Consider the following 15813-nt stretch of genomic DNA (forward strand, 5'->3'; position numbering starts at 1 on the left):
TTATGAGCGAGCTTAAAAAAGGCGACTACGTTTTAGCGACAAAATGGAATGACGGAAGCCCTTTTGATCAATGGTGTATCGGTATTTATGATGGGTTGTCATCTGATGGAAGGCGGCACTATGTAAAGAAGACTAACGGTGAGCAGTTTAGAGTTGTCGGATTTCGACGATGTGAAAAAATCAGCAAGAAGCGAGGCGAGTTTATTCTTAGCTTCTTGAATAGCCTTGAGATTTCACGAAAGTCTCTATGGTGGTGGAAGCGGTGCAGTATGACAAAACTGAATACACAAAGAAGGCTTAATAGTTAATGACCAACCCAACCCTACCAAAGTCTAAAATAAACCCAACCCAGACCACTAAGATTGAGCGCCGCACTAATGCGGTGATTCAGTCGCGGTTTGAACAGTATTGGAAAGCACTTAGCAAGCTGATCAATAAGCAAAAGTTTCGAGTGCTTGAGGTTAATCATCTTAGCGTCAATGCTCAATTCTATGCTTATCAACTGGATGAGCTAAGTCTAGAGGAATTAGATGATGAGCTTAAGCGCTTACTTGACCGTTATCTATTGTCGCCCAATCCACGCACTAAACAGCACTTTATTGAGCAAGCCGCTGCAATGGGTTATGAGTCTGGCGAGGTTGAAGCACTACTAAACTTTGAAGGCATGACTGACGGCGCATATCCTCGACAGGTTGAATTTGTGCTTAGATCGCAACCCTACTTAGACCGCATTGCTTACGTCAAATCCAGAGCGCTTGAGGACTTCAAAGGATTCACTGATTCAATGACTACCGACCTTAGACGCTTACTGGTTGACGGCATGGCTAACGGTGATAATCCGAACGTGATTGCGCGAAAGATTCGGGCGCAAGTATTGGGCGATTCAGATAGAAAAGGCGCAGTGGTTAGGGCTAAACGAATAGCACGAACTGAAATCACTGGGGCGCATCGTAGGGCATTATGGGACGAAGACCAGCGAGCAAATGACGAGGGCATTAAAACTAAGTTGCTTCATGTGTCGGCTTTGATTGTCGGGCGCACCAGAGCAACGCACGCGGCTAAGCATGGCTATTTGTGGCCTACTCGTAAGGCGTTGCAAGACTGGTATCAGATTGATGGGAATTCGATAAATTGTTTGTGTAGTCAGACTTCTGCAATAGTAGACGATCAAGGCAATATCCTAAGCAAAAAACTTGCCAAAAAGATGATAGAAAATAAAGATAAATACCTTGCTTTGGTTGCTAAAGGTAGTAAGGTGGCTAAGTAAATTAATTAAGGAGAGAGAAATGAAAAAATACGTTAAAGAATACAAAGGTTATAAGGTTCCAGAAGGTGCAACGCATTTTGTTGAAAAGTCATCATCTTATATGAATCATTTTTGCAAAGTAGTCGATGGATTAGAATACGTTTTCAGTGTTGATGCTGAGAATCCTGAATGGTATGAAATATCTGATGTGTGGCCATTGTCGGTCAGAAATCTATTCGAACTACCAGAAGCACAGCAAGAGTGGAATGGCGAAGGGTTGCCGCCTGTTGGGGTTGAGTGCGAGATTGCGAAGGTATGCGATGCGCTGTGTTGGAATAAAGGCGCTGTGGATTTTTACGGGAAAGAAAAATGCATCATTACTTTTCGTGACGGCAGAGAGGCGGCATTTATTCTAAATAGAGTGTTATTCCGCCCCCTGAAAACCCAGCAAGAGAAAGACCTTGAGGAGTTTATTGAAACAGTATCCTGGTATACAGAAGGTACGCTACTGGAAAAAGATGACCCAGAAGTATTAATGTTTATCAAGAATATGTTTGATGCAGGGTGTGCCGCACCAAAGGTGGCAGACAATGAATAACAAACTATTCCTAATCTTAGCCTGCATAATTATGGTCGGTGGCGCACTGGTCAACGAAGACCACAAGCGCCGCACCAAAAAAAATAATCGTGTTAATTACACACGAATCATTGACAGTAGATTTGATTAGTCTATTGTTAAGTTAAACCAATGAGGAGAGAGAAAATGAAAACGGTATATAAGTACAATTTAGCAAATAAGAACTTTTCAAATGTTTGCGCTATTTCAGCACCAAAAGGAGCAAAGTTTTTTCATGCTGGAAATCAGAATGAAAATATATGTATATGGGCTGAGGTTGATACAGATAATGAAATGGCAGATTACCAGTTCGAAATATTTTGCACAGGTCAAGAAATAAAAGTTGATATGGGGATTAATAGAAAGTACTTGTATTCAGTGATGCTAAGCAATAGTGAGCTTGTATTTCATATTTATCAGCGCTTAAATTAAAGGAGAGAGATCATGAACAAAGTACTAATTCAAACAATTGAGACGATCTTAAATCAAAATCACAATATGGCGGCGTGCGCTAATCTTGTTGATTCCACCGACAATGGCACATTCAAGCAGGCTGAAATCCAAATGAATGGAACTTGGGTGGGTGATGTTGATCTAGAGGCAATGCAGGCTTTACCGTTCGTTGAAATTGTCGACATTCTGGCAAGAAAGGCTCAGATGTTTTATTTTAATTACAGCAAGGCGATTGCATAATGATTGCTACTATTCACTACGTTGATGCTGATAATGGTCATACGGTACGCACTGGGCGCTATGATGCGTTCAATAAACTGCTTAACCGTGACACATTAGAAAGCATCTACAACAAGCAGGAAGATGCCCGCACGTCAATAATGATTGAGGAGGGCGACATTGCTAACTCTCCAGTTCTGATTTGTATTGAAGGTGGTAAAAAATGACTAGAATTCTAAAGCTACTACAGCAATTCCCGCTGGTAACGCTATTAACAGTCCTGCTATTCACTAGCATGATGTCGCTGTTAATTGTGACGACTGAGAATTCTGAATTGAAGCAAAAGCTATCCGATGCCAAAACAGCAATTCCAGCGGCCAAAGAATGCAGCGATACCGTTGCATTAATCGCAAAAGACTGTAAAGTAGAAGTCGAATCGGCACTGGCGAAAGTTAAGCCGATTATTAAATACATTGACAAGCCAGCAAAGAGCGCTGGTGAGTTTAATTTGTGGGTTGAAGGAGAGTTAAAATGATTAGTGCAAACGTTGATATACTGGTTCTTAGAAAGGCTATAAGTAACTATTACGCTTACGAGAAAAGCATCAAAGAGCGAGAGATTGAACTAAAGAAAAGCTTTAGAAATAAGATTACCATTGATTTCTACTACTTCTTAAGATCGATTGGCTTAGCAAAAAGGCTTGGTACTTTTTGCATGTTCTTATATGACACAAATAAGGAAGTTAGCGATCTACTTTGTGATAAAGAAAAGCTATGTGGCGGGGAGTTAGGATACTTTGATGACAAGCATGACATTAAGAAGGCAAAATGGGTAACTTCAATGTCTTTGGTCATGAACCTAAAAGAGGTTCTATGTGAGCGTGATCTGGTTCTTTTTGCCTACTCATGGAATGAAGAGCTTGAGAAGAGCACGAATAAGACATTATGGTCCGCCTAAAACTAGAAATGGTCTTTGTATTAATAGCGCTCGCATTACTGGTCGGCATTGCTGGCTGCTCTGAGCGCATTAGATATAAGACTATTAATGTTCCAGTGATTACGCTGCCAAACGTCCCTGGCGCCCTGCTAGACGACTATGAAGGTGATATGCCGATGGCTGGCGTAACAGGCGCGGTCTGCTTTGATGATGAGCAGATACGCAACCTGCAAAGCTGGATGATATTTCACAAGACGCAGAATGATGCATTAAAGGAGTTGTTGCGATGAATGTAGGTAAGATTGATTACGTTAAACTTAGCAGGATAAGGATTTACCGATGACAGAAGAAGAACTAGAGAGCCTTTTTGAGGATGACGATATAGCAGGTTCGCTTATTGGCGATGTTGGATGCGAGGTCTTTGAAGGTCTTAAAATAATAAATAAATACATCCCAAGCAAAGGTATTACAGGAGCTGGCCATGATGTTATATATTCAGTATCTGTTGAGGATATAATAAGTTCAGGATTAACAAGCGATGATGCACTAATGCTCGCTAAGTTAAATTGGATGTCGGACGAAGGTTGTCTGGCTTGCTTTGTATAAGGATGAGGAAATGACAGACGAAGAACTATTCATCATGGAAACCACCGCCGCGCGTGAATTAATAGACGAATGCGAGCGTGTAGTCGGTGATGAGATAACGGATGATGCGCTTGTGATAGTTGAGCAAGCCGCACACATGGCAATACATGCGCCGTTTGAGTGGTCAGTGAACGGTGATTTATATTTTTACGGTAAGAAATTTGAGGTGTTGTTTGTATGATAGTTAAAGACGAAACAGTAAAACTAGACGGCCTACAGCCAATTATGCGTCATGCGATGCGCTGGGCTGATTGGGTATGGAAAGACTTGGGGCAAGAGTGCGTTATTACCGCTGGTGCCGAATCGGTTTACCCTGAGTTCTTACCAAATGGCGAAGGACACCCAAAGGCTTTTCAATTAATACACTCTGCTGGCTCGCTGCATCCCATGGGATTGGCGCTAGACTTTCGTACTCGTTATTTTGATGACGGGGGGGATGAGGCTGCTGATAAGCTTGAGTTCCACTTAAATCATACTAGCTCGTATTTAGATTCTGGCAAGTTTGAAGTAATCCAACACAAGACACATATTCATGTGGAGTTTGAGCCTAATGAATAGTACAATCTAATCCAACACGGCTACGCCCTCTTCATTTTGTACGGAGTAGTTCTTAACACGGCCGCTATCAGTTTAACAACTGCTTAGCGGTTTTTTTATGCCTACAATTTGCCTATCAATCACACTAGCTCTATAATAGCAATTATCATGCCACATTAGAGCAATAGAATGAAAACACAAAACTTATCTTTCGTCACACAGGTCAATTCTGACCGCATACAAGACGATGGTGAAACTATCACTATCCGCAGCACTACGCCCGTAGTTGATGACGTTGTTATGAATGGCGGCCTATATCCTGCTGACGAAATCGCCAAGTCTTACGCCAGCCTAGAAGGAACTCCAGCACCACTTGATCATCCTGTTGATGCTGACGGTAATTTTATCAGCGCATCCAACGGCGACGGCTTACAGAAGTTCTATGTCGGCGCTATAAATAAGAATGTTTCTTATAAAAACGGTGTTGTTGAATCCGATGTTGTTGTTAATAAGGCTCAAGCATTAGCGCATCCACGCGGCCAAGAATTTATCGACCGCTTACAAAGTAAAGATCCTATTCATATTTCAACTGGCTTGATGCTGCAAAAAGAGCAGGCCGTAGGGAATAGCAAGGGAAAGGATTACACATGGATTGCACGCAATATGACGTTTGATCATTGCGCAATTCTTCTCCAAAACTGCGGCGCAGCGACCCCCGACCAAGGCGTTGGCATGTGGACTAATGCTGAGAAAACTCAGTTTGTGGTTAATCACAACGAGCCAGAAAAAGAGGAAATCCCAACTTGGGGTAAAAAGATTCTTGACTTATTGGCAAACAGCATCCCAGTAGGTTACAATAACCCACAAGCACAAAACGTGCCAAATTTTAAATCTCATGAGGTTTTAGAAATGAATGAAGAAGAAGTAAAGGCGCTGATTGCTGCCAATGCGGATGAAATGGAGGGCAAGATGAAAGACAAGTTAAGCCCTCTTGAAAAAGAACTTGCCGACGCCAAAGCAGAAATTGCCGAGCTAAAAAAAGGCGTGACTGCTAACGCTGAAGCTGAAAAGTCTAAGCTAGTCGCTGACGTTACCGAAAAGTTAGGCATGGAAGCTAACATGTTGCAAGGCATGGAAGTTGAAGGTCTTAAATCCCTATTAGCTAAAGGCAAAACAATTGCCCAGGTTAACTCAGGCGGCGAACCTGCTTCTGATGCTTATTTCTCAGTTGACGACCTAGAAGGTGATAAATAATGTCTAAAGTATATCGCGGTCAGATTGATGACCAACCAAAAACAGTAACAGGCGTAACAGCTGGAGCATACCAGCCTGCAACGTTGGTGACTTATGACGGCACTACTTTTACGGCTGCGACGAATGTTGCTGCTACCCCTGCAACTGGCGCTCGTTTGTTCATTCTGGATAACCTTGGCTTTCTTGGTGGTGATATTGATACCGCTATTGCTTCAGGTGATACTGCTCAAGGCTATCGCATTCAGCCAGAACAGGAATATCAGGTTGAATTAGCCGCTGGAACTTACACGTTCGGACAAAAACTAACCGCTGGCGCTGCTGGTCGTTTAGCTGCTGCTGCAAGTGGTGATTTAGTTGTTGCTTACTTCGATCAAGCAGGCGCTACATTATCAGCTGGTGATTTGGCTGATGTGGTTATCGCTGCACCTTACACCGTTTAAAGGAATTAGAAATGACTTTTACAGTAAATAAAATGGGTTCTAAGGCCCAAAAAGAGCACGTAGTAAAACTGCGCAACGCTCACGCAAAGCAGCATGAAATTATGCTGGCTAATCATGGCGGCGAAGTCATGGAGGGCAATGCTACTCCGATTCCTCGTGATGCCTGGGGTGTTTGGGATAAAGACGCGCTAGAAGTTGGCCGTGAAGTGCTAACAGTATTTAGCACTCTTGCACAAAATACCATGCCGCTGCCGATTGGCAAGATCATGCACCACTTCCAGACTGTTTCAGATTCTGGCTCGGTAAACATTTCGCTTGATGGTAAATCATCTGCGAAACTTGACCAACCTGTAATGGATTACCACGGCACACCGGTTCCAATCATCGACAGCTCGTTCGGTTTTGGCTGGCGTGAAGTGATGGCTGCTCAGACTGAAGGCGTACAGCTTGACTCTGCTGCATCTATGAACGCGGTTGATAAAGTGGCTAACGCTTTAGAAGACTTGGCACTAGATGGTGATACTCGCATTGTAGTGAATGGTTCTCCATTGTACGGTTTGCGTACCCACCCTAAGCGCAACACTCGTACGACTGGTCAAGCTCTTTCTGGCGCTACTGCTTCACAATGGCAGGCAGAAGTTAAAGCGACTGTTCAGCTATTGCGCGGTGACAACTTCAAGGCTCCTGCAACTATCTTTGTGAATGATGATGATTGGTTCTACGCGTCTAACACCTTAGCATCACCTACCAACTCAGACGGCAAAACCATTGCTGATGTAGTTTTGGGCATGGCTGGCGTTCGTGAAGTAGAAGGCGCGTCTAAGGTATTGGCCTCTCAGTTAATCGCTGTGATCAAGGACAAGCGTACCGTTCAGGTATTGTCTGGTATGCCGATCACTACTCGTTCTCAGTTCCGTGCTAACCCTGAAGACGACTACAATTTCCGCACATTGGCAGCTGCGAGCTTAGAAATTAAGTTCACTGCTAACGATGAGTGTGGTATTGCAGTTAGCTCTATCTAACCAAGCGGGGCGGCTTACATAGCGCCCCAATTATAATCTGGAGAAGAAAATGAAACTTTCATTATTAGTTAAAAGTAAAAAAATCGAAGGCAAGAAAGCTGGCGATGTAATTAAGGTTGACGGAGTTGGTGATAACGGCGATCAAATTCCGGCAAAGTATGTAAATCTTGTTGAGATTCTGAAGGTTGCTAATAAGCCAGAACCTAAAACAAAGCCAGAACCTAAATCTGAAGAATCAGATGATTCTGAAAAGAAAGAGCCTGAGTTAAGCGAAAAGAAACTAGAAGGCTCAACCCCTTCGAAAAAGGCATAGCATTAATCGTGCCAACTTATTAAAAGGTGCTTTATAGCGCCTTTTTTTATGGCTATAATGTAGGAAATTAACGAGGTTTTAAAATGTCTATAGAAAGATTTGTATTCGAAGGTGACAATAAGTTCATCACAATTACTGGTGGCGTTGATACTGCCGAACTGTTGAATATGTCTGGGGAAGTTAAAGAGCATCACATTGCTATTCGATTTAAAGATGGCTCAGGTGATGACGTGCAGCCAACTGCTGGTACTGTTCGTTTTCAAGCGTCACAATTCCGCGACCCATATTATGACGAAGTTCAAGACGGCTTTTTTAATGCTGCTGATGTGAATGATTCTTCAAGAGTTCGCCCCACCGTTGGCGGCCCTCTTCGAGCGTTTAAAGTGACACTAGACAGCGTTGTTGGCGCTACTACTGCAATCGTTAAAATCACGAGCTTTTAATTATGGCTAAATTACCCACTATTGAGCAGATGAAATTCAGGAGATACCCGCCCTTAAAAAGCGGGCCTCCTATTTTATGGCCTACTAAGCGCTACTTCCGCCGAAACGAAGGCACGACTGATTACGCGACTATTCCAGAGGTTACACTTACTGGGGATTTTGTTATTGAGTTTGATATCCTAACAAGTTCGACAGTGGACTTTCAGACAGTATTCAGTAACTCTTCCCAGCCAAATGAGCTAGGTTGTGACATTCAATCTAACGGCTCTATAAGGGTATTTAACTTTAATGCAACAGGTGACTTACAGCCCACACTCGTGTCTTCTGCGGGATGGAATGATGGGAAGTTGCATAAAGTATTAATATCTCTTGTCGGCGGAATCCCCTCCATATCTATTGATGGCGCTGTAACAACAGGGTCACAATGGACTACATATAACGGGGCAAAGGTTAACACCCTACAAAAAAGAGCGTCTCTAGGTAGAGAGTTTTCAGGCATCCTAGCAAACCTAAAAATCTACGACAACGGCACACTGGTTCGAGACTATCCGCTTGATGATAATTCGGACACAATCCGCGACAAAGCTAATGGTCAAAACGGCACAATAATAAACGGCAACGCTTCAGACTGGGGATTGTTTGATAAGCAGGCTAATGGGGACTGGAAAGGCAATGGATTGTCGGTTCCGCCTTGGGATTCAGTTGATCAAATATTGGTGACAGCATGATAAAAACACATTCAATCGTATCAGAAGCGTGCGAACTAAGACCGCATCACATTGGAATGCCAGTGACGTATAAAGGCGTTACAGGCTATCTAATACGCTACATAACAGCGTGTGAGCATAACCTGCTGAGTCTATCGCTAGATGAAGTCAGAGAGTGCTTGGCAGCTAATGCGCCTGCTGATACTGATATTTAGCCTTACTGGGTGCGTCTCTTTGTCGCTTGATGAGGAGGCGCACCGATTGGCTTTATGGAATTTTAGTTATCAGGCAGACATAGCTGACGAGTGGAAGGTGTACGACCGAATTGACCAACCGTTTTCTGGCGATTGTGAAGATTTCAGCCTAAGTCTGCAGAAGCAAATAGGCGGCGATGTCTGGTATGTTTTATTGCATGATGGAACCGCCCACGCTGCGCTAGTAAAGAATAAAATGGTCTACGACAGCCTATTTAAGCGCCCAGTAGCACAAGATGAATACAAAGGAACTTTCCTTTATATAATGAATTAAGGATTAATATGGCAACTTTCCCGCTAGCACACAGGCCATTCAAGGGCGACTCGACAGCGTACAATGATGGGCGGCGCTTTCGTGTATTTTACGATTTCTCTGTGTCTACGCTTCCAGTTGTGTTGAAATTTGCAATAACTAAAAACCTTGACTTAACCATGGCTAGCCAAACAGTATACGAGGGCTGGTTGCGCTATCGTGTATTCATTGGCGGCACTGAGGGCGGCACTTTTACGCCTATTGCTCAGTCTAGAGTTAATAATAAAATCGGCATACCGACTGGCATTGATAGTGGCATGACTGTATCGGCTGGCGGTACGCTTGATTTAACTGGTGCTACACTGACCGATATTATTTATCTAAAAACGATTGGCTCAAGTAATCAGTCTTCTACAGTGTCAGGTGAAGTTTCCAGCGTTCGGGGATTCCCGCCAACTGTGGCTTATGTTGTTATTGATCAGATACCGGGTGGCAATAATCCGCCGAAAGGCATTTTAAAATACGAATGGGAAGTTGAATGATTGGGGATAGAAAAGTAAAGGCGCTTAAGCAGTCGTTGAGCTGCTTGATGGGCATTGGTTTGATGTATGCCTCAGGCACCGCTTGCGGCTTAGACTTGGACGCTACAGTATTTAGCGCCCTATCTGTGGCCGTTGGAGTTGTGACGGGTTCTTTTAACTGGGCGAATTCTTCGGAGCACCGCAAATAACGCCATCCTTTGCAAAATAGAGGTCATACAGTGCGGCAGTATTGCCAATGGCCTCTATATCCTCAATGCACTGCGGATTGTCGCAAATACCTTCTAAAAATATCGGCCCTAGAAAATCCTCTGTTTGCGGTGTGAATTGGTCTTTGTATGTCATTTCTTCATCTCCCTTAGTCGTGCAAATCGTTCTGATGATTCAGCATTAATTGATATTTCAACGCGAACCTTCTTATCTGATTTTTTATTGTTTGGTGTTGCGCAGTGACTCATCACATACTTGTCGTGGGTTTCACCGTGTACAGCTGTATAGATGCCGCCACCTTTCGCAAGATACTCAGCCATTTTATCAGGCAAAGATTCCGCTACTTCGCGTTTTTGCTTAAGTTCGGCTTCTGAATAAATCGCATAGGGCATTTCTTCTGAGAAGTGGTTCATTTACTGTCCTTATCTTTTGGCGGCTCAGGTAGTGGCATCCAGTGGGTTATTTGACAACCCTTTCCATTTAGTGAAACTTCTGGTTTTTTATACTTTGAACAATAACCAGAAAGAAAGCTAATAATCACCCCATCTCTTTTCGTATTAAATATATACCTTCCTTCTTCTGGAAGCTCACCCTCAACACTAATCCAATTACTCATTATTTCATCTCCTAATCAATTTCAAACCACAATACGCGATTCTTTTACATTGTCAATACCCACCAAAGCATTTAGAATAGATTTAATTTACAGCAATAATCGTGCCACATGGAGTATTCGTGACAGACCCTATCAGAAAGCTTGAGGAAGACATGACAGAAATGAAATCGGCAATAAGTGTTTTCACTGGTCTCGGTGAGAAGATCGACTCATTAATTCAGCACATGATTCTTGCTCAAGAACGACATACAAACCAAGAAAAAATCGATGCGCGACAAGATAAGCGCCTTGATCAGCATGACAAACAAATTCACTCAATCGAGCTAAACCAGAATACCAACTCGCTGAAAATCGACAGTATCTGGTCTATTGCTTTAAAAGTTGCTGGCGGTGTTGCTCTGGCTGGAACACTAATTTATCTAGGACTTAAATAATGGCTGTTACAATCACCCTCTCAGACGTTCGCGCTGAATATCCCAATACGCAAGCAAGCGATGTGATGCTTACCGCATTTATTGCAACTGTTGACACCGCCGATTCTTGCCTTGATGCTAATGGCGTTTCTGATGCCGTACAAACCGCTCTCAAGCTGCTAGGTGTTGGCGTCATTATAGAGTCGACCTATGGCACTGTATCAAGCGAAACATCCGCCAACGGCTCTAGTGTGAGCTATAAAGACGGCTCACAAGGGTTGCTGTCACAATTAAAAGCTATCGATACTTACGGCTGCCTAACTTCTGTTATTAAATCAAATGAGCCTGATATTTACTTCGGCGCAGGTGGTCAATAATGAGTCGCGTATCGAGTCGATTTCAAACAAATACGCTGACGGTCTGGCCTGTTACTGCTGAGTCTGACGGCTATTCTGAGACTACCTATGGCGCACCCTTCACTGTCGGTTGTGAGTATGACCAGAAGCCTAAAGTAATGAAGGACGATAGTGGTAATGAGTTTGTACCTGAATTCACCTATTATGTGACGGCCACGCTTGGGCAAATTGAGCGAGATTGGTTTTGTGTGCTGGGTTCTTTTACTGACTTAACACCAACTGCCAGCGCTAAACGAATTCGAGCCGTTCGTGCACAGCAAAACATTGGCCGACTAGGTGGTGATGATATTACGGTGCTTGTGTAATGCCAGTTAAAGGGATTGATCAGGTTAATAGGCGTATTAAGTCTACACTTGAAAATATTGACAGCGTAGTGACTCGAAAGGTGATAACCGAAGTTTTAATGACTGGTCAAAATCACGCTGTAATACTAACTCCTGTTGATACATCAAACCTGATTAATAGCCGCTTTCTGCAAATAAAAAATGTAGGGTATGGATTTACTGGTCAAGCTGGCTATACCGCAAACTATGCAAAGTTCGTACACGATGGTGGCCCTAAAAACTGGCAGAAAATAGGCGCAGAAGATCAATTCTTATACAAAGGCTTCGAAGAAAACATGCCAGAACTAAGACAAATAATTATTGACGGGTACAAAATATGACACAAATCGCAGTATCTAGACAGGTTCGGATGATTATTGATGACTCTAGTATTGATACGACTGGCTGGAAATATCAATTGGATTTATGGAAAGACGATGGCTCTAGCCGCGTGTTATTTATTCGAGGCACAGGCGGAGGTAGCAACTCCATCTACGTTGAAGGACAGCCAGTTGAGATAATGGCAATCGGTAATAGCACTGATAACGTGGCTAAACCAATGGGGCTAATTCAAGAGCTAAAGTCTCTGCTAATCGCCTACCCGAAAAATACAGCAATTAACGTGCCAATATATCATTTCGATTTGATGGGCGGTATAATGACGACACAAACTAAAGACGGGCGACCTATGTGCATACTCAATGCCATCGCCGAAACTGATAGAAATGAGGTAGTTTAAAATGAGTGATACTTTCGCTGGTAAAGACACGGTATTAGAGTTTGGCTATGGCGCTGCCGCTAGTACTTTTTTAGTCGCTGGGCGCTGTACGTCTAAAGCACTGAATACAACTATGGATAGCATCGACGTTACTGCTGATGACTCCCCAAACAATATGCGCGAATTCCTAGAGACGTTTATTGGTCAAACAATCAACTTTGCTGTATATACAGGTAAAGATGTTGCGCGCGCTGCTAATATTGATGCGCTTGAGTTGTTCTTGAATGACCCAAGCACACAAACAAAAGCAGACCGTACACTGACTGTTCGACTTACTCGCCCAGTATCCGCCGCTGTGCCAACTAATCGCGAGTATGTTATGGACGTTTTGCCGTCTAGCTGGAATATTGACATGCCGTCTGATGGCGCTGTAACCATCACTATTGATGGCAACACCACCTCTGCTGTAGTAATCACAGATACGGTTATCGTTTAATAATGGCCAGACTCGCTAGTGGAGAGATAGCGATTATTGACGAGGGCAAGCGTTTTACGTTTCGCCCCTCGTTTCGTTCGCTGGATTTATTACACAATGACCATAATGTTTTCGAGTTGTGGAATGATTTACAACACGAAAACAAAGAGCGTCAATTATTCTGTGCACAGACAATCTTTGAATACTTTCTGATTGATCGGCACGTTGACGAATTAACGCCACTTATGGGCGCATACACTCAACTAGAAGATGATGAGGGCGAGATAGAACTAATCTGGCAAGATGGCACGATGCCACAGGCTGATCAAACTATCATTGCATTTTCATTATTGAAGAACGCCATTCAAGGCAAAGCATCGGTAAAAGCTGCTAAAAAGTCAGAAGAAAACCACGGCGCAGAGATTGAGCTGTTTAATGTTATGGATTACGTCTGGTCTGCTCAAAAGAATTTGAATTTGTCACTGGATGAGGCGTGGTCATTGACTATGCACGAATTCATGAGCGGTATGAAAAATCATCATCCTGATTCGTTTGTTGATTACGATGAAGAAGATGCAAAAGTTGAAGCGCTACTAAAAAGAACGGGTAAAGCATGAGTGAAAATGTCGGTAGTATTTATTACGAGGTAGACGCGAAGACTGACGGGCTGTTAAAGGCTCAGCAAGACGCTGGTAATATTACAAAGAAAATAGCGAATTCCTTGGGGCTTGTTGAAACCTCAACTAAGGGCATGAGCGCAGAGTTCAAGCGCGTTAAAGCTGCTACTGACCCCGCGTTCGCTTCTCTTGTGAAAATGGAAAAAGAAATTTCCGTTATCACCACTGAATTCAACGAGGGCCGAATCAGTGGTGAGCAGTATAGAAAAACTATTGATGCGCTGACTGGAAAACTTGGCGTTACTGCAAAATCTACAACCCCGCTACAAAAAGGATTAGATACCACTACTGTTAAGACTAATAAAATGTCTAACAGTATTCGCCAAGCATCCATGCAGCTCTCGCAAGTAGCGCAGCAAGGATCGGTCACGGGTAATTACCTGCAAGCGTTAGCTATTCAGCTTCCCGATCTAGCGTTAGGTTTTGGCACTATTGGTATTATTGCGGGTGCGTTGGCTGGCTCGCTTGCAATTCCACTTTATAATGCAATTGTCGGAGTTGATGAGAGAACTAAAGAATACAACAAAACAATTCAAGACACTATCGCAGGTCTAAAATCAGTACGACTTGAGGCCGTTCAGGGTGCTATTGAAGAGCTAGATAGACAAATAGAAAAGGCTACCAATAGAAATGAAGAGTTAAAAAAATCCCTATCAGAACCTATAGTAGCATCAAAAAACAATGGAATTTTTGGCGACGATACAGCGATACAGCAGGCTAATCAATTTAGACTTGCTAAAGAGCAAAAAAAATTAAACAAAGAGCTTATAGTTAATGAAGAGGCTCTGATAGATTTAAAAAGACAACGCTCGAAAATTGAAGGTGAAAAGACTCCTGAACAAGAGACTGAGTCAAAAGTAAAAGAGGCGTTAAAGCTAGAAATAGAAGACCGCCAAAAAGCCGCAGCCAGAATAATCGAGCAAACAAGAAAACAATTTCAAGACGAGCAAACACTAGCTGATGAGCAGTTAGAAATGCGCCTTACTGCCATTGATGACGCTCAGATTTCTATTGCTGAAAAGAATCAGGCAATAGAAGAAGCCAAGGCTTTGCACGTTCAAAAACTTGCAGATATTGACGCAAAACAGACAGCTAACGAAAAATCTGAGGCGATGAAGCGCATACAGGTTCAGCGCATGCAACTGGCTGCCTATACTCAACTGGGCGGAGCTTTAGCTGATGCGGTGGCTGCGGCTGGTGCTGAAAACACAGCTATTGGCAAAGCGTTATTTCTAGCAAACCAAGCGCTTGCAGTGGCTAATATTATCGTTAGCACTAACGCAAACGCGGCAGCGGCCCCCGGCGGTGTTGCTGGCCCAGTTGGCGCGGCTATTACATCGGCTGGTTATGCAACAGCAGCGGTAACAGCAGGCATTGCAGTTGGTCAAACATTCTCAGGTCGTCAAACGGGCGGGCCTACAGAAGCTGGAACGCCGTATAGAGTTGGTGAATCTGGCCCTGAATTATTCACTAGCGGCGGTCGTCAATTCCTAATCGGTGGCGAGAAAGGCAATGTAACGCCAAACAATCAATTGGGCGGCGGAATGTCAGCGCCTCAAGTTAATGTCAACGTGGTGAACAACACAGCTTCAAATGTCAGCGTCTCTCAAGAGCAAGACGGAAACAATGTAACCATTCAAATGCTAGTTGCTGATTTCGCAGAAGGCGGCCCAGTATCACGCGCCATGTCAAATAGCTATAGCACAAAAAGGAAAACAACATAATGGCAGTCGATTACCCTAGCCAGTTTAGACTGGCTATTCAACAAGGCAAAAAGCGCGAGGTGGCAAAGCAGTTTAAAAATGTCGAGCCGTTAGTGGGTAAAATGTATACCGAGCGTTTTACTGATGAATCGCCCGTCATTTGGGATTTTGATTTAATTTTTCCAAGGTTTCAGGCCAAGCTATTTGATGCGTGGTTTAAAGTCACTGCTGATGAGGGCAATGAAGAAGTTAATATGCCGATTAAAACAGAAAGCGGCCTAGTTACTCACACGGTAAGATTCTTTGAGATTCCACAAGCACGAGAAGAAGGCGAAACATGGCGCTATTCCTGTGCCGTTCAAGCCTCATCTATTTAGGAATTAAC

33 protein-coding genes are annotated in these 15813 nt (G+C 43.3%); 30 read left to right on the forward strand and 3 right to left on the reverse strand.

Going from position 1 to position 15813, the window contains the following annotated elements:
• Nucleotides 1–2 precede the first annotated feature (2 nt).
• The 21 genes from AAC006_RS18365 (at nt 3) to AAC006_RS18465 (ending at nt 9880) form a co-directional block, all read left to right on the forward strand.
• Entirely contained in the window at nt 3–308 is a 306-nt protein-coding gene (locus tag AAC006_RS18365) for a hypothetical protein (RefSeq protein ID WP_339892140.1), read from the forward strand.
• A complete protein-coding gene (locus AAC006_RS18370) occupies nt 308–1267 on the forward strand; it encodes a phage minor head protein (RefSeq protein ID WP_339892142.1) in 960 nt (319 codons plus the stop codon). Before AAC006_RS18365 ends, AAC006_RS18370 begins: the two co-directional genes overlap by 1 nt.
• 19 nt (nt 1268–1286) lie before the next feature.
• Entirely contained in the window at nt 1287–1844 is a 558-nt protein-coding gene (locus AAC006_RS18375) for a hypothetical protein (protein WP_339892144.1), read from the forward strand.
• Nucleotides 1845–2009: 165 nt separating this feature from the next.
• Entirely contained in the window at nt 2010–2294 is a 285-nt protein-coding gene (locus AAC006_RS18380; protein WP_339892146.1) for a hypothetical protein, read from the forward strand.
• A 12-nt stretch (nt 2295–2306) separates the two neighbouring features.
• Nucleotides 2307–2555: a hypothetical protein gene (locus AAC006_RS18385; protein ID WP_339892148.1), complete on the forward strand. Its 249-nt coding sequence runs from the start codon at nt 2307–2309 to the stop codon at nt 2553–2555.
• Complete coding sequence (locus tag AAC006_RS18390; RefSeq protein WP_339892149.1) at nt 2555–2761, forward strand: hypothetical protein; 207 nt, start codon at nt 2555–2557, stop codon at nt 2759–2761. Before AAC006_RS18385 ends, AAC006_RS18390 begins: the two co-directional genes overlap by 1 nt.
• Entirely contained in the window at nt 2758–3069 is a 312-nt protein-coding gene (locus AAC006_RS18395; RefSeq protein WP_339892150.1) for a hypothetical protein, read from the forward strand. The genes AAC006_RS18390 and AAC006_RS18395 overlap by 4 nt, the downstream gene beginning before the upstream one ends.
• Entirely contained in the window at nt 3066–3491 is a 426-nt protein-coding gene (locus AAC006_RS18400) for a hypothetical protein (protein ID WP_339892151.1), read from the forward strand. The genes AAC006_RS18395 and AAC006_RS18400 overlap by 4 nt, the downstream gene beginning before the upstream one ends.
• Nucleotides 3479–3760, forward strand: a complete 282-nt coding sequence (locus AAC006_RS18405) for a hypothetical protein (RefSeq protein ID WP_339892153.1) — start codon at nt 3479–3481, stop codon at nt 3758–3760. Before AAC006_RS18400 ends, AAC006_RS18405 begins: the two co-directional genes overlap by 13 nt.
• Nucleotides 3761–3809: 49 nt before the next feature.
• The gene (locus tag AAC006_RS18410; RefSeq protein WP_339892155.1) at nt 3810–4076 is read left to right on the forward strand and encodes a hypothetical protein; all 267 of its coding nucleotides are present in this window, start codon (nt 3810–3812) and stop codon (nt 4074–4076) included.
• A gap of 10 nt (nt 4077–4086) precedes the next feature.
• Nucleotides 4087–4296, forward strand: a complete 210-nt coding sequence (locus AAC006_RS18415; protein WP_339892157.1) for a hypothetical protein — start codon at nt 4087–4089, stop codon at nt 4294–4296.
• Entirely contained in the window at nt 4293–4673 is a 381-nt protein-coding gene (locus AAC006_RS18420) for a hypothetical protein (RefSeq protein ID WP_339892158.1), read from the forward strand. Before AAC006_RS18415 ends, AAC006_RS18420 begins: the two co-directional genes overlap by 4 nt.
• A gap of 168 nt (nt 4674–4841) precedes the next feature.
• Nucleotides 4842–5906 (forward strand): DUF2213 domain-containing protein, encoded by a 1065-nt coding sequence (locus tag AAC006_RS18425; RefSeq protein WP_339892159.1) that lies wholly within the window; start codon nt 4842–4844, stop codon nt 5904–5906.
• Nucleotides 5906–6346 carry a hypothetical protein gene (locus AAC006_RS18430; protein WP_339892161.1) on the forward strand — a complete coding sequence of 147 codons (441 nt, stop codon included), beginning with the start codon at nt 5906–5908 and terminating at the stop codon, nt 6344–6346. Before AAC006_RS18425 ends, AAC006_RS18430 begins: the two co-directional genes overlap by 1 nt.
• Before the next feature lie 11 nt (nt 6347–6357).
• A complete protein-coding gene (locus tag AAC006_RS18435) occupies nt 6358–7368 on the forward strand; it encodes a major capsid protein (RefSeq protein ID WP_339892162.1) in 1011 nt (336 codons plus the stop codon).
• 49 nt (nt 7369–7417) lie between these two features.
• A complete protein-coding gene (locus tag AAC006_RS18440) occupies nt 7418–7681 on the forward strand; it encodes a hypothetical protein (RefSeq protein ID WP_339892164.1) in 264 nt (87 codons plus the stop codon).
• A gap of 83 nt (nt 7682–7764) precedes the next feature.
• Nucleotides 7765–8124, forward strand: coding sequence for a hypothetical protein (locus AAC006_RS18445; RefSeq protein ID WP_339892165.1), 360 nt, complete (start codon nt 7765–7767; stop codon nt 8122–8124).
• A gap of 2 nt (nt 8125–8126) precedes the next feature.
• Nucleotides 8127–8852: a LamG-like jellyroll fold domain-containing protein gene (locus tag AAC006_RS18450; protein ID WP_339892167.1), complete on the forward strand. Its 726-nt coding sequence runs from the start codon at nt 8127–8129 to the stop codon at nt 8850–8852.
• Complete coding sequence (locus AAC006_RS18455; RefSeq protein WP_339892169.1) at nt 8849–9046, forward strand: hypothetical protein; 198 nt, start codon at nt 8849–8851, stop codon at nt 9044–9046. Before AAC006_RS18450 ends, AAC006_RS18455 begins: the two co-directional genes overlap by 4 nt.
• Nucleotides 9047–9092: 46 nt before the next feature.
• Entirely contained in the window at nt 9093–9359 is a 267-nt protein-coding gene (locus tag AAC006_RS18460; protein WP_339892171.1) for a hypothetical protein, read from the forward strand.
• Between the two features lie 8 nt (nt 9360–9367).
• Nucleotides 9368–9880 carry a hypothetical protein gene (locus tag AAC006_RS18465; protein ID WP_339892173.1) on the forward strand — a complete coding sequence of 171 codons (513 nt, stop codon included), beginning with the start codon at nt 9368–9370 and terminating at the stop codon, nt 9878–9880.
• Nucleotides 9881–10033: 153 nt separating this feature from the next.
• On the opposite strand, the gene AAC006_RS18470 is transcribed toward AAC006_RS18465, so the two are convergent.
• The 3 genes from AAC006_RS18470 to AAC006_RS18480 are packed head-to-tail and all read right to left on the reverse strand — an operon-like array spanning nt 10034 to nt 10703.
• Nucleotides 10034–10222, reverse strand: coding sequence for a hypothetical protein (locus tag AAC006_RS18470; protein ID WP_339892174.1), 189 nt, complete (start codon nt 10220–10222; stop codon nt 10034–10036).
• Entirely contained in the window at nt 10219–10500 is a 282-nt protein-coding gene (locus AAC006_RS18475; protein ID WP_339892176.1) for a hypothetical protein, read from the reverse strand. Before AAC006_RS18475 ends, AAC006_RS18470 begins: the two co-directional genes overlap by 4 nt.
• Nucleotides 10497–10703, reverse strand: coding sequence for a DUF551 domain-containing protein (locus tag AAC006_RS18480; protein WP_339892178.1), 207 nt, complete (start codon nt 10701–10703; stop codon nt 10497–10499). Before AAC006_RS18480 ends, AAC006_RS18475 begins: the two co-directional genes overlap by 4 nt.
• Before the next feature lie 119 nt (nt 10704–10822).
• Between AAC006_RS18480 and AAC006_RS18485 the strand changes: the two genes are divergently transcribed.
• From AAC006_RS18485 to AAC006_RS18525, 9 genes are read left to right on the forward strand one after another with little or no spacing between them, the layout of a single operon-like run.
• Nucleotides 10823–11137 carry a hypothetical protein gene (locus tag AAC006_RS18485; protein WP_339892180.1) on the forward strand — a complete coding sequence of 105 codons (315 nt, stop codon included), beginning with the start codon at nt 10823–10825 and terminating at the stop codon, nt 11135–11137.
• On the forward strand, nt 11137–11493 hold the full coding sequence (locus AAC006_RS18490; protein ID WP_339892182.1) for a hypothetical protein: 357 nt from the start codon (nt 11137–11139) through the stop codon (nt 11491–11493). Before AAC006_RS18485 ends, AAC006_RS18490 begins: the two co-directional genes overlap by 1 nt.
• Entirely contained in the window at nt 11493–11837 is a 345-nt protein-coding gene (locus AAC006_RS18495) for a hypothetical protein (RefSeq protein WP_339892183.1), read from the forward strand. Before AAC006_RS18490 ends, AAC006_RS18495 begins: the two co-directional genes overlap by 1 nt.
• Nucleotides 11837–12196, forward strand: coding sequence for a hypothetical protein (locus AAC006_RS18500; RefSeq protein ID WP_339892184.1), 360 nt, complete (start codon nt 11837–11839; stop codon nt 12194–12196). The genes AAC006_RS18495 and AAC006_RS18500 overlap by 1 nt, the downstream gene beginning before the upstream one ends.
• Nucleotides 12193–12594 carry a hypothetical protein gene (locus tag AAC006_RS18505; protein ID WP_339892186.1) on the forward strand — a complete coding sequence of 134 codons (402 nt, stop codon included), beginning with the start codon at nt 12193–12195 and terminating at the stop codon, nt 12592–12594. The genes AAC006_RS18500 and AAC006_RS18505 overlap by 4 nt, the downstream gene beginning before the upstream one ends.
• Before the next feature lies 1 nt (nt 12595).
• The gene (locus AAC006_RS18510) at nt 12596–13069 is read left to right on the forward strand and encodes a hypothetical protein (protein ID WP_339892188.1); all 474 of its coding nucleotides are present in this window, start codon (nt 12596–12598) and stop codon (nt 13067–13069) included.
• Between the two features lie 2 nt (nt 13070–13071).
• Nucleotides 13072–13665, forward strand: a complete 594-nt coding sequence (locus AAC006_RS18515; protein WP_339892189.1) for a DUF6246 family protein — start codon at nt 13072–13074, stop codon at nt 13663–13665.
• Nucleotides 13662–15449 carry a hypothetical protein gene (locus AAC006_RS18520; RefSeq protein WP_339892191.1) on the forward strand — a complete coding sequence of 596 codons (1788 nt, stop codon included), beginning with the start codon at nt 13662–13664 and terminating at the stop codon, nt 15447–15449. The genes AAC006_RS18515 and AAC006_RS18520 overlap by 4 nt, the downstream gene beginning before the upstream one ends.
• Nucleotides 15449–15805 carry a hypothetical protein gene (locus AAC006_RS18525; RefSeq protein ID WP_339892193.1) on the forward strand — a complete coding sequence of 119 codons (357 nt, stop codon included), beginning with the start codon at nt 15449–15451 and terminating at the stop codon, nt 15803–15805. Before AAC006_RS18520 ends, AAC006_RS18525 begins: the two co-directional genes overlap by 1 nt.
• Nucleotides 15806–15813 lie beyond the last annotated feature (8 nt).

It is taken from the genome of uncultured Alteromonas sp. (assembly GCF_963976965.1).
Classification (GTDB): domain Bacteria; phylum Pseudomonadota; class Gammaproteobacteria; order Enterobacterales; family Alteromonadaceae; genus Alteromonas; species Alteromonas naphthalenivorans.

Bases quoted from the DNA above. Each gene is read 5' to 3' on its own strand.
- AAC006_RS18380 (WP_339892146.1), top strand. From the start codon at position 2,010: ATGAAAACGGTATATAAGTACAATTTAGCAAATAAGAACTTTTCAAAT.
- AAC006_RS18450 (WP_339892167.1), top strand. From the start codon at position 8,127: ATGGCTAAATTACCCACTATTGAGCAGATGAAATTCAGGAGATACCCG.
- AAC006_RS18365 (WP_339892140.1), top strand. From the start codon at position 3: ATGAGCGAGCTTAAAAAAGGCGACTACGTTTTAGCGACAAAATGGAAT.
- AAC006_RS18470 (WP_339892174.1), bottom strand. From the start codon at position 10,222: ATGACATACAAAGACCAATTCACACCGCAAACAGAGGATTTTCTAGGG.
- AAC006_RS18430 (WP_339892161.1), top strand. From the start codon at position 5,906: ATGTCTAAAGTATATCGCGGTCAGATTGATGACCAACCAAAAACAGTA.
- AAC006_RS18510 (WP_339892188.1), top strand. From the start codon at position 12,596: ATGAGTGATACTTTCGCTGGTAAAGACACGGTATTAGAGTTTGGCTAT.
- AAC006_RS18475 (WP_339892176.1), bottom strand. From the start codon at position 10,500: ATGAACCACTTCTCAGAAGAAATGCCCTATGCGATTTATTCAGAAGCC.
- AAC006_RS18455 (WP_339892169.1), top strand. From the start codon at position 8,849: ATGATAAAAACACATTCAATCGTATCAGAAGCGTGCGAACTAAGACCG.
- AAC006_RS18525 (WP_339892193.1), top strand. From the start codon at position 15,449: ATGGCAGTCGATTACCCTAGCCAGTTTAGACTGGCTATTCAACAAGGC.
- AAC006_RS18465 (WP_339892173.1), top strand. From the start codon at position 9,368: ATGGCAACTTTCCCGCTAGCACACAGGCCATTCAAGGGCGACTCGACA.
- AAC006_RS18410 (WP_339892155.1), top strand. From the start codon at position 3,810: ATGACAGAAGAAGAACTAGAGAGCCTTTTTGAGGATGACGATATAGCA.
- AAC006_RS18420 (WP_339892158.1), top strand. From the start codon at position 4,293: ATGATAGTTAAAGACGAAACAGTAAAACTAGACGGCCTACAGCCAATT.
- AAC006_RS18385 (WP_339892148.1), top strand. From the start codon at position 2,307: ATGAACAAAGTACTAATTCAAACAATTGAGACGATCTTAAATCAAAAT.
- AAC006_RS18480 (WP_339892178.1), bottom strand. From the start codon at position 10,703: ATGAGTAATTGGATTAGTGTTGAGGGTGAGCTTCCAGAAGAAGGAAGG.
- AAC006_RS18395 (WP_339892150.1), top strand. From the start codon at position 2,758: ATGACTAGAATTCTAAAGCTACTACAGCAATTCCCGCTGGTAACGCTA.
- AAC006_RS18415 (WP_339892157.1), top strand. From the start codon at position 4,087: ATGACAGACGAAGAACTATTCATCATGGAAACCACCGCCGCGCGTGAA.
- AAC006_RS18435 (WP_339892162.1), top strand. From the start codon at position 6,358: ATGACTTTTACAGTAAATAAAATGGGTTCTAAGGCCCAAAAAGAGCAC.
- AAC006_RS18405 (WP_339892153.1), top strand. From the start codon at position 3,479: ATGGTCCGCCTAAAACTAGAAATGGTCTTTGTATTAATAGCGCTCGCA.
- AAC006_RS18505 (WP_339892186.1), top strand. From the start codon at position 12,193: ATGACACAAATCGCAGTATCTAGACAGGTTCGGATGATTATTGATGAC.
- AAC006_RS18400 (WP_339892151.1), top strand. From the start codon at position 3,066: ATGATTAGTGCAAACGTTGATATACTGGTTCTTAGAAAGGCTATAAGT.
- AAC006_RS18445 (WP_339892165.1), top strand. From the start codon at position 7,765: ATGTCTATAGAAAGATTTGTATTCGAAGGTGACAATAAGTTCATCACA.
- AAC006_RS18490 (WP_339892182.1), top strand. From the start codon at position 11,137: ATGGCTGTTACAATCACCCTCTCAGACGTTCGCGCTGAATATCCCAAT.
- AAC006_RS18515 (WP_339892189.1), top strand. From the start codon at position 13,072: ATGGCCAGACTCGCTAGTGGAGAGATAGCGATTATTGACGAGGGCAAG.
- AAC006_RS18520 (WP_339892191.1), top strand. From the start codon at position 13,662: ATGAGTGAAAATGTCGGTAGTATTTATTACGAGGTAGACGCGAAGACT.
- AAC006_RS18440 (WP_339892164.1), top strand. From the start codon at position 7,418: ATGAAACTTTCATTATTAGTTAAAAGTAAAAAAATCGAAGGCAAGAAA.
- AAC006_RS18375 (WP_339892144.1), top strand. From the start codon at position 1,287: ATGAAAAAATACGTTAAAGAATACAAAGGTTATAAGGTTCCAGAAGGT.
- AAC006_RS18390 (WP_339892149.1), top strand. From the start codon at position 2,555: ATGATTGCTACTATTCACTACGTTGATGCTGATAATGGTCATACGGTA.
- AAC006_RS18495 (WP_339892183.1), top strand. From the start codon at position 11,493: ATGAGTCGCGTATCGAGTCGATTTCAAACAAATACGCTGACGGTCTGG.
- AAC006_RS18425 (WP_339892159.1), top strand. From the start codon at position 4,842: ATGAAAACACAAAACTTATCTTTCGTCACACAGGTCAATTCTGACCGC.
- AAC006_RS18370 (WP_339892142.1), top strand. From the start codon at position 308: ATGACCAACCCAACCCTACCAAAGTCTAAAATAAACCCAACCCAGACC.
- AAC006_RS18500 (WP_339892184.1), top strand. From the start codon at position 11,837: ATGCCAGTTAAAGGGATTGATCAGGTTAATAGGCGTATTAAGTCTACA.